Annotated in this window: 6 protein-coding genes; 1 reads left to right on the forward strand and 5 read right to left on the reverse strand. The window is 37.2% G+C overall.

Features of this window, described 5'->3' with window-relative positions; translation table 11 throughout:
* The first annotated feature begins 21 nt into the window (after positions 1 to 21).
* Positions 22 to 552, forward strand: coding sequence for a ribosome-associated translation inhibitor RaiA (gene raiA, locus CORI_RS06445; protein WP_172197586.1), 531 nt, complete (start codon positions 22 to 24; stop codon positions 550 to 552).
* 132 nt (positions 553 to 684) lie between these two features.
* Here the strand turns inward: raiA and CORI_RS06450 are convergent, their stop codons facing one another.
* The 5 genes from CORI_RS06450 to CORI_RS06470 form a co-directional block, all read right to left on the reverse strand.
* Positions 685 to 897 carry a 2-hydroxymuconate tautomerase family protein gene (locus CORI_RS06450; protein WP_169942444.1) on the reverse strand — a complete coding sequence of 71 codons (213 nt, stop codon included), beginning with the start codon at positions 895 to 897 and terminating at the stop codon, positions 685 to 687.
* Positions 898 to 985: 88 nt separating this feature from the next.
* Positions 986 to 2803, reverse strand: a complete 1818-nt coding sequence (recG, locus tag CORI_RS06455; RefSeq protein WP_173031285.1) for an ATP-dependent DNA helicase RecG — start codon at positions 2801 to 2803, stop codon at positions 986 to 988.
* Entirely contained in the window at positions 2793 to 4019 is a 1227-nt protein-coding gene (locus CORI_RS06460) for a pitrilysin family protein (RefSeq protein WP_173031286.1), read from the reverse strand. Before CORI_RS06460 ends, recG begins: the two co-directional genes overlap by 11 nt.
* Positions 4019 to 5068 (reverse strand): dehypoxanthine futalosine cyclase, encoded by a 1050-nt coding sequence (locus tag CORI_RS06465; protein ID WP_172197577.1) that lies wholly within the window; start codon positions 5066 to 5068, stop codon positions 4019 to 4021. The genes CORI_RS06460 and CORI_RS06465 overlap by 1 nt, the downstream gene beginning before the upstream one ends.
* A 159-nt stretch (positions 5069 to 5227) precedes the next feature.
* Positions 5228 to 13126 (reverse strand): retention module-containing protein, encoded by a 7899-nt coding sequence (locus CORI_RS06470; protein ID WP_173031287.1) that lies wholly within the window; start codon positions 13124 to 13126, stop codon positions 5228 to 5230.
* Positions 13127 to 13280 lie beyond the last annotated feature (154 nt).

Raw genomic sequence — 13280 nt, forward strand, 5'->3', positions numbered from 1 at the left:
CATTAATGCAAAGGAGCTATGATGAATACAAGCATCACAGGAAAACAATTTGAACTAACCGATCCGATCAAAAGCTACATCCAAAACGCTTTTGATTCGCTCAACAAATACAATTTAGATATTATTTCGGGACGTTGCGTCGTTTCGGCTGATGAAAAAAACGGCAAAAAAGGTTTTAGCGTAGAATTTGCTATAAATTTGGCTAGAAAAGATACTATAGTTATTCGCCAAAAAGACAAGGATTTATACGCAGCGGTTGATCTTGCGATAGATCGCGCCTCAAAGGTACTTCGCAGAGAGCATGATAAGAACGTAACCGTTAAAAACAAAGACGACGGCAAAGCTATAAGGGCAACCATAGCCGATGAGCCTAGCGACGAAGATATAGATGAGGTTATTCCTATGGAGCTTGAGCTATATAAGCCGCTTGAGATAGAAGAAGCGCTAGCAAAGCTTAAAGATAGCGATATGCAGTTTTACGTATTTAACGATATAGATGCCAAAATGAGAGTTTTATACAAACGCTCAGACGGCAAATTCGGACTTTATTAAAATTTAGGGGCAGCCTTTGCCCCATCATTCTATTTACTTAAATTTACTTTTAATCTCTTAAAAACTGACATAAACCAAACTATCAGCTAACTTAAGCGACTTAAATTTTACCATCAAAATTTGAAGTTAATTTTATCTTCCTTGTTTTTTCCTGACTTGAGTTATGCTTTCGCCTCCAAGCCCGTAATTATCCATTTCGATTTCATCTATTATCACTACCGTTGAAGCCTTGTTTCTTCCTAAAATTTCAGCCACAAGCTCGGTTACTCCCGATATCAGTCTCTGCTTTTGCTCTGTGGTTACAGGCTCTTTTTCTTTTGTGATTTTGATATTTACAAACGGCATTTTCATCTCCTTATGGTTATAAATTTCATGCCAAAACCCATCTTGCGGCAAATAAACAAGTCAAATTTTAGCGCTTTAGACAACGTTCTTAAAATTTATTTATGCTAATTTTCTCTAAACGATTTTTTGCCGCAGCCGTTAAATTCTCTTCAAATTCATAGTATTCAAACGTCGCTCCATGCTGAAACACTCCGCCTAATATATCTCCGCTTTGACGATTTTTAAGATCTATCTGCGCTATCTCAAATCCATCAAGCGTGGCACAAAATTCACGCAGTCTCTCAGGCGGATTTTTAAGCTTAGTAAAGAGAAAGCAAAAGCCCTCTCCACCCTGCCTACCCACTCTGCCTCGTAGCTGATGAAGCGTGGCAAGCCCTAGCCTTTCAGCCCCCACTACGACTATCGTACTAAGCCTAGGCAAAGAGATTCCCACTTCAACAACTGTAGTTGAGAGCAAGATATCTCCACTCTGTCTAAATTCACGCAAAATTTGCTCTTTTTGCCTATCTTTACCGTGGGTTATAAATACATTTTTAAAATTTTTAAGCCAAAAATCCTGCGCCTCGCTTAAGCTTTGATAGCTTGAACTTTCGCTTATTTCTACCAGAGGATACACGATAACTACTTGCTTATTTTTTGCAATTTCTTGCCTGATGTGATTTAAAAGCCGTTCAAAATCCCCGCTTTGTAAAATTTGCGAATGTATAGTTTTTTTAAACGGCATCTGCTTTAAAAAGCTAAATTCCACAAACGAGCTTTGTATCATACTAAGAGTACGCGGTATGGGTGTGGCTGAAAACTGAATCACATGAGCGTAGTTTTGCCCGTCGCGCACCAGCTGATTTATCTTCTCGCGCTGGTTTGAACCGAAGCGATGTTGCTCATCTATCATAACGACAGGCGATTTGACAAGCTCGTTATAAAGAAGCACATGCGTGCCTATTATCAAATTTACGCCTTCAAATTCAAGCTCTTTTTCACCGCTTTTTACAAGCTTGATATTCATAAATCGAGGCAACAACCTCACCGCTTCATCGTAAATTTGCTCGGCAAGTATAGAAGTAGGCGCCATCACGATTGCAGCTTTAGGATATACGCTTAAAGCCGTAGCAAGGATAACTATAGTCTTACCGCTTCCTACATCGCCCATGACAACTCGCCTTTTTGCCTTATCGCCGCTAAGATCAAGCCTGATATCGGCTATGGCGTTTTTTTGATCATCGGTAAGCTTAAACGGCAAGGATGCTATCCAAGGGCTTATATCAAAAGTTTCTACTTTTTCGCTTGCAAAATCGGTTTTTTTAGCACTTAGCTTTCTTAGATAGTTATAAATCTCAACAAATTTTAAAATTTCAAGCCCGTGCGAGCCTTTGTCTAAATTTTCAAGCAAATGTGCGCTATTATGATCGCTCTTGTGCAGATCGCTTAAGAATTTGGCTTCACTCTCGTTAAGTCCTTCGGCAAGCAAATTTTCTATAGTTACATATCTGCTTGCAAGCTCTTTAAATCTATCGTCACGCAAACTTAGTTTGTATTTTGGGATTATCTCGTTTATTTTTGTGATTATCTTTGGATTTGTTATCTGCCAAGAGCCAAAAGCAAAGGAGCATTTGCCGTTTATATAAATTTGCTTACCTGTTTTAAATGCTCCAAAATGCCAAGACTTGGCATTAAATATGATGATTTTAACGTTTTGCTCCCAGCTCTCACACCACGCCAAGATATGCAAGATCCCGCTTTGCCTATATGAGTTTTTTATCACCACTTCGATGCTCACGTTAGCGTCTTTTGGGCTTTGGGTTATAGTCGTGTCATCAAAGCTCTTTGGAATTTTAAGAGAAAGATCAAGTAGCGTAAATACGCCTATTTTGTTTAAAATTTCCTTGTCGCCGGGTTTAAATTTCATTATAAAGCACGGCAAAACTTAGCTTGGTTATCTCATCGTGAGAAGCTATAAATTCGTTAAGCTCGCTAAGTTTTAGCTTAGAAATTTTATCAAGCTCATCTTTAAACGAGCCGATCTTAAAGCCGTTATAAACCTCACCTTGAGCGATATTTAACCTGTTAAAAAGCGTCTCTTGGCGAAGCGGTTGAGAACCCAGCAAAAATCTCTTAGCCTGAGCTAATTCGCGTGCCGTAACGCCCTTTTTGACAAATTTATCAAATTCGTCCTTCACTACTGCTATAGCCTCGTCCTTACTCTCGTTTTTGGTTTGAAGATAACCTGAAATTTGAGAGTAGCTTAGCATAAATCCGCTTCTTGCGTAAGCTGAATACGCAAGTCCTCGTTTTACTCTAATTTCCTCCATAAGCCTAGCGCCAAAGCCGCTCTCACCTAGTATAAAACTAGCCACTTTAGCCTTAAATCTCTCATCTATACCCACCTCAAAAGGAGCGCCGAAGTATATATAAGCCTGTTGGCTTGGCTTAATGATAAACTTTTGACTCATCTTTTGGCTAGTTTGCAGCTTCTTTAGCTCTCGCGCCTTGCCGTCGCTTAAACCGCTTAAAATTTGCTCTAGTTTTAGCTCGTTAAGATCTACATCTCCGCCAAAAACAACCATCAAATTCGCCAAATCAAGATGAGAGCTGATAAATTCTTTAATCTCTTTAAGCGTGATTTTAGACACGCTCTCTTTAGTGCCTATCGACCCTCTTGCAAGTGAAGTGTTTGGATACAAAAGCTCGTTTAAAGCAGACCGCGCTACATAATCAAAGTCGCTTTCATTGCTTAAAATTTCGCCTATTACTAGCTTTTTTAGTTTATCAAGGATATCCTCGCTAAAATTTGGATCTTTTAAAAGCTCGGATAATTTTAAGCATGCAAACTCAAAATGCTCTTTTAAGCAGCTTAGATCGATATTTAGCGTTTCAAATCCTGTTTGTGCATGAAGCGATATGGCACGCATCTCAAGCTCTTTTGCAAAGGCATTTGAGCCTTTTTTAAGAGTGCCTTCGTTTAAAAGTCTTGCGCTTAAATTTGCAAGTCCCGCAAGCTTACCGTCCTCATAGCTTCCCGCCACTTTAAAAACAAGCTTTAAAGACACTACAGGCAAAGCCTTTGAGCTTTCAAAGACGACTGGAATTTGAGTGTTTTTAACTTTTAAATTTACAACTTTCATTAGTAGAATTTCTCCAATATATCGTAATTTGTATTGCGTTTTGCAGGTTTTTCGCCCACATCGCGTATTAAATTTATCATCTCGTCCTGATTCATTCTGTATGCTGCGCCTGCGGCTTTTACGACGTTTTCTTCCATCATGGTTGAGCCTAGATCGTTTGCACCAAAGAGCAGTGCAAGCTGCCCTATATAGCTTCCTTGCGTTACCCAGCTGCTTTGGATGTTTTTAAAATTATCCAAAAAGAGCCTTGAAACGGCAAGCAGTCGCAAGTAGCGGTTTGATGATTGTTTTTGTATTTCCGGTCTCTCGGCGGCTAATTTGGTATTTAACCCTTGAAAACTCCATAATATAAACGCCCTAAAGCCTCCGGTAAGATCTTGCAAATCCCTAATATGCTGCCAATGCTCAACTATCTCGCGAGTCGTCTCAACCGTGCCAAACATCATAGTCGCAGTTGATTTTACGCCGATCTCATGAGCCTCTTTATGGACCCTTAGCCAAGTTTCGGTGTCGCATTTTTTAGGTGCTATGATATCTCTAACCCTATCGCTTAGCACCTCGGCACCGGCTCCCGGAATAGAATAAAGCCCTTTTGCCTTTAGACGAGCTAAAACTTCGCGAGTTGAAATTTTAGAAATTCTTGCGATGTAATCAATCTCAATCGCAGAAAAACCGTGAATAGTGATCTGCGGATAAGTTTTACTGATCCACTCGACTAAGTTTTCATACCAGTCGATCTTAAGTTTAGGATGAACGCCGCCTTGAAAGAGAATTTGCGTACCGCCTATGGCTATTAGCTCCTCTATCTTTTGCCCGATTTCTTCAAAGCTTAACACATAAGCATCTTCTTCTTTTGCATGGCGATAAAATGCGCAAAATTTGCAATCAACCCAGCAAACGTTGGTATAATTTATGTTTCTATCAACGATAAAAGTTGTGATTTTTTCAGGATGAAGCTCTCGCTTTTTGGCTAGCGCCATAGCTCCAAGCTCGTTAAGCTCGGCATTTTCTATCAAATTTATAGCTTCATCTACACTAAGTCTTGCCAAAATTTTCCTTTGTTTCAATTTGCAAAAGTGTAGCTAAAAATGGTTTTAATTATAATAAAAAATGATTTATAAAGACAATTGTGAAATTTGAAATAAAAAATATTTTGTTAGAAGTTAAATTTGATTACCCCGAGATATGTTTCTCGGGGTAAATTTAGATTAAAAATCTGTTTTGATGTCTGAGTCTATTTGAATTTGGATAGTCTTACCGTCTACTTGATTTACGCTTTCATAGACTTTAAAGCCCGCTTCGGCTTTTGACTGATCGGCTGACTCTCTCCACTCGCCTTTGCCTGCAACTTTATCGTTAGCATCACCTAGTATCTTTAGTACGGTGTTAGAATCATCGGTCACGTCAAATACGTCTTTAGCTGTGATAGTTAGCTTAACAGCCCCACTAGCGCCGTCATTACCTAGCTTTATAGCCTCAAAGCTATCTATCTTCTTGTCTAGATTTGCAACTTTACTTAGATCGATATCTGAGTTAAACACTAAAGTATCTTTGCCCAAACCACCATAGATAGCTTTCTTGCTGGCATCATACTCAACAACGTTGTCTTTGCCGTCATCTGTGATTTTCATGCCAAAAGATACAAGCTTACTTGAAATACCTTTTTGATCAACAACTTTTGATGTAACAGTTATATCAGTTCCCGGCTTCGTAAGTATAGTTGCTCCAACTTTTCCAAAGTCTATATCTTGTTGAGCTATTCGGTATTCTTGTGTAATATTTTTTGTATTGTCATCAGGATCAGTATAGCTTATAACCATTTTATCGCCCACTACAACATCGTCAGGAAGACGCATAAATATCTTAGTAGAGCTTGCATCTCCGTCTTTTGCATTTTGCTCAGGATTGATAGTTATTACACCTTTATCAAAACTACCTTCAGTAAACTCCATAAATTTTACATCTTGCATTTTCAGCAACTGCGCGCTATCTTCACTTTCTGATTTATCTTTACCTTCGCTATTTGTAAGCTCTGCTTTTACAGATGTTTTTTGTTTTTCAATCATGGCTATATTTTCAAGCTTGATAGCATTATCAACAATTTTTAATTGAGCATTTGTAGTATTATCCGTAACAGTTACAACACCTTTATCATCTTTATGGATAGTAAATTCTTTGACAATAGGTGCTTTATTTGGTTCATTGATAGTTACTTTCAACTTATCGCCCTCTATAACGTTACTTGGAAGCTTAATGCTTACCGTAGTAGATCTGAAATTAATATCTTGCATAGCTTCATCTCTACTCATAATACCATCATTGCTAACATCCTCGTCAAATACAACCTCTAACTCTTGCTTAATAGTTTCTAGCTCAACTTCTTTGCTTTGAGTTATTATATCTTTTCCTGTAACGTCTTGAATTTTAGCAGTCACTGATGTTTTTTGACCTTCAAGCACTCTAAGGTTTTGAATTTTAATTGTATTTTCAATAACATCGACTTTTTGCCCTTTAGAATCAATTGCACTAATTATACCCCTAACATCTTTTTGAATAGTAAACGTTTCGGTTCTTGAAACAGATCCGCCACCTGCTTGCGGTTCGCTAATAGTAACTACTACTTTATCGCCAGAAACAACATCTTTTGGAATTGTTACGCTAGCAGTTGTCTTATGTAACTCTGTATCGCCCATACTTTCATCTCTGCTTAACTTGCCATTTCTGCTAGCATTATCCTCATCAAATGAAACGGTTAATTCTTTTGTAATAGGAGATAAAGATAATGTTCCTTCAGCAGAACCTCTGCCGTCTATTTCAGCTTTAACAGCAGAAGATCTATCCTCAGACATCCTGATGCCTTCTATTCTAATATTGCCGTCACTATCAACAGGGACATCCTTTCCCGCCTGATCTCTAACAGTTATCCCCGCCTTACTACTTTCTACCGCATATGTTCTAACCTCAATCAATCCGTCTGCATGAGTTATACTTACTTTTAAAGTGTCTCCCGTTGTTGCGTCGCTTGGGATAGTAACTCTAGCCGTAGTAGTATCCAAAGAGCCGTCCTTCATCGCTTCATCTCTAGTTAGCTTACCGTCTTTACTATCATTATCTTCATTAAATATCACGCCGATTTTTCTAACACCGGGACCTGTTCCGGTAATCTCAAGAATATTAGAAGCGCTTACTTTGTCGGTTCCTTTGCTATCCGTTACTTTGGCTTCAACATCAATTTTATTTTCTTCAGTGATATGTATAGCAATCTTGGCTACATTATCAGTTACTTGTATCTCTTCACTTCCACCCTTAAGAGTTATATTGCCACTATCGTCTTTATGAATGGTATATTGCTTTTCAAGAACACCTTTTTTATCTCCAACAGATAATGTTAATTTATCGCCATCTACTATATTGCTAGGAAGTTTAATGCTGACAGTCGTTTTATTTGTTTCATTATCTTTAGAATTTTCACCTGGAGACAAAATTCCGTTTTCACTAGTGTCCTCATCAAATTTAATAGACATATCATCATTTAGCTTAGTCAAGATACTAGAGTTATTAGCCTCTGCTTTACTTATGCCTTTACTATCCTGCGTTTTGGCTTCTACAGTAGTTTTCTTATCAGGACTCATAAAAACACCGTCTATCTTGATAGTGTTATTATCATAGACTTTTACTGCTTTTCCTTGCATATCTTTAATGATTACTACCCCGTTCAGATCTTTTTCAATGCTATACTGGGTATGCATTACGCTATCTGTTCCTTCTTTAACAGTAACCATAAGCTTATCGCCGCTTACGACATTACTTGGGATTTTAATGCTTACGGTAGTTTCATACAAATTCTTATCTTTAGATGCTTCATCTCTTGATAAAATTGTATTCTTACTAGTATCTTCATCAAACATTACAGCCATTTCGTTAAGATCTGCTAAAGTGTTTTCACTTGTTGCTGAAGAAGTTCCAAAAGCATCGGTTATCTCGGCTTTAACAGTTGTCTTTTTACCAGGAAGAGTATCGATACCAATTAGTTTAAAACTATTATTTGTAGCCATATCTATAGGCTTGCCGGTACTATTATCTATTATGGTTACTTTTCCGTTATTTTTGTCTTTATTTATAGTGTATTCTTTAATAGTTGTTTTATCAGCTCCATTTTCTTGAGGCTCTACTATAGTTACTTTTAGTTTATCACCTGTAACTGTATTTTTTGGAATTTTAATAGTTACTGGAGTATTGAAAAGATCATTATCAGACACTGCATCATTTCTACTTGTAACCTTAGCGCCTTTAGCTTCATCAAATATTACTTCAGGCGTTTTTAAGGCTTCTACGCCTATAGATTTAACATCTGTCGAGGCATCAGGCTTTGAGTCAGAATAATCAACTTTAGCCTTAATAGTAGTATCGTTCGCTTTGCTTTCAGGATCATTTATGTCTCTTGGCTTCATTGCAATATTAGGCAACTTAAATACGTAAGGATCGTCCGTTGGAACTAGAGCTTTATCCGTGCCGCCGCCTGAAATGGTTACAAGACCTGTATTTTCATCAACAGTAAACGTATATTCTACATTCTTCTCTGCCTTACCAGGCTCTTTGATAGTTAAAATCAACTTATCGCCTGTTTTTACATTATCAGGTATAGTGATTGTTGCTGTAGTTTTATCAAGCTTGCCATCAGAGATAGCTTCTTGTCTGGTTAGAAGCTCAAGATTTTGTATCTCGTCAAATTTAACATCAATAGTTCTTAGTCCAAGCTCAACGCAGTCTGTATTAGAATTTTCACTTTTATCGACACCGCCATCCTTATCTTTTAAGATAGCCGAAACTTCTGTTTTTACACCAGATAGAACAGGGATATCGGTAGTTACTTTTTTATTATCTATATCAGTTTGAGTAAGGGTTACCTCTTTTGTTAGTTTAGGTCCGTTAGGATTGTTAATATCAGTATAAGCTACTTTCATCTTATCACCGACAACAGCTCCTTCAGGTATAGTAATCTCTGCGGTTGTTTTTCGAAGATTATTATCTCCTTTTTTATTTTCTTCTCCGGAAAGGTATCCATCATTATTGGTATCTTCAATCAAAGTAACAACAGGCGCTATATCTATCCTTGCTTCATCAGAACCTAAATCGCTTATACTGCCGACCGCATTTGTAATAGTAGCTTCGACTTTATACATGCTCTTGTTTGTCAAATTTCCTATTTGTACATTTTCACCATTGTTTCTAAGACTATCTAGCATATTTTGATCGGTAATCTTTATAGTCTTTGTATCTATAACATTTCCATCTTTATATACTTTAATATTTAAGATATCGCCGATCGAAACTTTTTTATCGCCACTATCTTGAGGAATTTTTACATTGACAGTTGTCTTGCTTTGATCGCCGTCACTAGAATTTTCGTCATGATTTATAATTTTATTATCGGTTCCTGCGCGCGCGCCATCTTCTACAAAAGTAACTTCAGGTGGTGGTGGTGGAGTCAAGCTTACAAGTATTTTGTCGCTTACAGTTTCACTCTTGTTGCCTGCTTTATCGGTAATAGTAGCTTCTGCCGTATATGTTTTATTGTTTTCTATAGATACATTTACTTCATAAAATTTATCATTAAAAATTGATTGGTTAATAACCACCTTATTAGTTCTTGTTATCAAACCATCCGCAACTTTAATATCTATAGTATCTCCCACTTTGGCATCATCAGGTATAATTACTCTTACTCTTGTAAATTGCTCATTACCATCTGATCTATTTTCAAACCTATTCAATATTCCATCATTATTTAAACTAGGATTTGCATTTCCTACACTATATCCATCCTCTACAAAAATTATTTGAGGACTTTTAACTGATATATCTACTGTTACCCCATCACTTCCTTTAGGACTTTCATTACCTGCCTTGTCGGTAATAGTGGCTTCTACTTTTGAAAGCTTGCCGTCTTCAACAGGAATATTTTCCATAACATAGCCATTATTTTTGATGTCAGGAGTAACTATTACTGTTTTGTTTTCCTTTGTTCCATCCGGTTTTGTAATAGTGATATTTAATGTATCGCCTACCTCTGTTGCAGGAGGAACTGTTATGGTTACTTTTGTTTGATTTGGATTGCCGTCTGAATCGTTTTCTGATTTGTTTAGTAATCCGTCATTATTTGTATCTTCATCAAATTTAACCGTAGGCGCAGGGGTTGGAGTTATATCTACTGTTACCCCATCACTTCCTTTAGGACTTTCATTACCTGCCTTGTCGGTAATAGTGGCTTCTACTTTTGAAAGCTTGCCGTCTTCAACAGGAATATTTTCCATAACATAGCCATTATTTTTGATGTCAGGAGTAACTATTACTGTTTTGTTTTCCTTTGTTCCATCCGGTTTTGTAATAGTGATATTTAATGTATCGCCTACCTCTGTTGCAGGAGGAACTGTTATGGTTACTTTTGTTTGATTTGGATTGCCGTCTGAATCGTTTTCTGATTTGTTTAGTAATCCGTCATTATTTGTATCTTCATCAAATTTAACCGTAGGCGCAGGGGTTGGAGTTATATCTACTGTTACCCCATCACTTCCTTTAGGACTTTCATTACCTGCCTTGTCGGTAATAGTGGCTTCTACTTTTGAAAGCTTGCCGTCTTCAACAGGAATATTTTCCATAACATAGCCATTATTTTTGATGTCAGGAGTAACTATTACTGTTTTGTTTTCCTTTGTTCCATCCGGTTTTGTAATAGTGATATTTAATGTATCGCCTACCTCTGTTGCAGGAGGAACTGTTATGGTTACTTTTGTTTGATTTGGATTGCCGTCTGAATCGTTTTCTGATTTGTTTAGTAATCCGTCATTATTTGTATCTTCATCAAATTTAACCGTAGGCGCAGGGGTTGGAGTTATATCTACTGTTACCCCATCACTTCCTTTAGGACTTTCATTACCTGCCTTGTCGGTAATAGTGGCTTCTACTTTTGAAAGCTTGCCGTCTTCAACAGGAATATTTTCCATAACATAGCCATTATTTTTGATGTCAGGAGTAACTATTACTGTTTTGTTTTCCTTTGTTCCATCCGGTTTTGTAATAGTGATATTTAATGTATCGCCTACCTCTGTTGCAGGAGGAACTGTTATGGTTACTTTTGTTTGATTTGGATTGCCGTCTGAATCGTTTTCTGATTTGTTTAGTAATCCGTCATTATTTGTATCTTCATCAAATTTAACCGTAGGCGCAGGGGTTGGAGTTATATCTACTGTTACCCCATCACTTCCTTTAGGACTTTCATTACCTGCCTTGTCGGTAATAGTGGCTTCTACTTTTGAAAGCTTGCCGTCTTCAACAGGAATATTTTCCATAACATAGCCATTATTTTTGATGTCAGGAGTAACTATTACTGTTTTGTTTTCCTTTGTTCCATCCGGTTTTGTAATAGTGATATTTAATGTATCGCCTACCTCTGTTGCAGGAGGAACTGTTATGGTTACTTTTGTTTGATTTGGATTGCCGTCTGAATCGTTTTCTGATTTGTTTAGTAATCCGTCATTATTTGTATCTTCATCAAATTTAACCGTAGGCGCAGGGGTTGGAGTTATATCTACTGTTACCCCATCACTTCCTTTAGGACTTTCATTACCTGCCTTGTCGGTAATAGTGGCTTCTACTTTTGAAAGCTTGCCGTCTTCAACAGGAATATTTTCCATAACATAGCCATTATTTTTGATGTCAGGAGTAACTATTACTGTTTTGTTTTCCTTTGTTCCATCCGGTTTTGTAATAGTGATATTTAATGTATCGCCTACCTCTGTTGCAGGAGGAACTGTTATGGTTACTTTTGTTTGATTTGGATTGCCGTCTGAATCGTTTTCTGATTTGTTTAGTAATCCGTCATTATTTGTATCTTCATCAAATTTAACCGTAGGCGCAGGGGTTGGAGTTATATCTACTGTTACCCCATCACTTCCTTTAGGACTTTCATTACCTGCCTTGTCGGTAATAGTGGCTTCTACTTTTGAAAGCTTGCCGTCTTCAACAGGAATATTTTCCATAACATAGCCATTATTTTTGATGTCAGGAGTAACTATTACTGTTTTGTTTTCCTTTGTTCCATCCGGTTTTGTAATAGTGATATTTAATGTATCGCCTACCTCTGTTGCAGGAGGAACTGTTATGGTTACTTTTGTTTGATTTGGATTGCCGTCTGAATCGTTTTCTGATTTGTTTAGTAATCCGTCATTATTTGTATCTTCATCAAATTTAACCGTAGGCGCAGGGGTTGGAGTTATATCTACTGTTACCCCATCACTTCCTTTAGGACTTTCATTACCTGCCTTGTCGGTAATAGTGGCTTCTACTTTTGAAAGCTTGCCGTCTTCAACAGGAATATTTTCCATAACATAGCCATTATTTTTGATGTCAGGAGTAACTATTACTGTTTTGTTTTCCTTTGTTCCATCCGGTTTTGTAATAGTGATATTTAATGTATCGCCTACCTCTGTTGCAGGAGGAACTGTTATGGTTACTTTTGTTTGATTTGGATTGCCGTCTGAATCGTTTTCTGATTTGTTTAGTAATCCGTCATTATTTGTATCTTCATCAAATTTAACCGTAGGCGCAGGGGTTGGAGTAGTGTCGCCATCTGGAAAACTTGCTCCAAGTGATGTTCTAAAATCTCTAGTATTTGATAAAGGATTATCCAGATCACCATAATCTGCAACCACGTTAGATATACTACCACTTCTTGTAAAAGATGTTTGGCTAAAAGTTCCTTCAGAATTTATAGCGCCACTACCGCCTCCGGCTGCAGTCGCCTCCAAACCTTCTAAATTTTGACCCCTTAAGATACCCTGCTGCAAAGAATTTATATCTGCAATTACATTATCTTGCGATCCTGAGTCTATAAAACCTTGATTTAAAGCTAGTTCATCATTACCCAAAACTGTTGCTTCTTTACCATTGTTAAGAGCTATAACAATACTACTTGATTCTCCTTGGGTCTTTATGGTTTCTCCTAAATAAACTTCATCTCCAAGCTTAAGAGTTCTCTCGTTTCCGTTAGCGTCTACTGCTAAAACTGTTCCTGAAATTTGCTTTACTACACCAGTGATAGTTGCCATAGCACATTCCTTTTTTTAAAATTTTTTATATTATACATTAGACTGCGTAAAATTTTCTATTGTACTTGGGTACAATAGAAAATCTCTCTATCAATTCATTTTTCACACTGTTTAATTTGACAAAAATACTAATATCTAAAACAAATAATATTAA

Source organism: Campylobacter sp. CCUG 57310, assembly GCF_013201975.1.
In the GTDB taxonomy this organism is placed as follows: domain Bacteria; phylum Campylobacterota; class Campylobacteria; order Campylobacterales; family Campylobacteraceae; genus Campylobacter_A; species Campylobacter_A canis.

Bases quoted from the DNA above. Each gene is read 5' to 3' on its own strand.
- raiA (WP_172197586.1), top strand. From the start codon at position 22: ATGAATACAAGCATCACAGGAAAACAATTTGAACTAACCGATCCGATC.
- CORI_RS06450 (WP_169942444.1), bottom strand. From the start codon at position 897: ATGCCGTTTGTAAATATCAAAATCACAAAAGAAAAAGAGCCTGTAACC.
- recG (WP_173031285.1), bottom strand. From the start codon at position 2,803: ATGAAATTTAAACCCGGCGACAAGGAAATTTTAAACAAAATAGGCGTA.
- CORI_RS06460 (WP_173031286.1), bottom strand. From the start codon at position 4,019: ATGAAAGTTGTAAATTTAAAAGTTAAAAACACTCAAATTCCAGTCGTC.
- CORI_RS06470 (WP_173031287.1), bottom strand. From the start codon at position 13,126: ATGGCAACTATCACTGGTGTAGTAAAGCAAATTTCAGGAACAGTTTTA.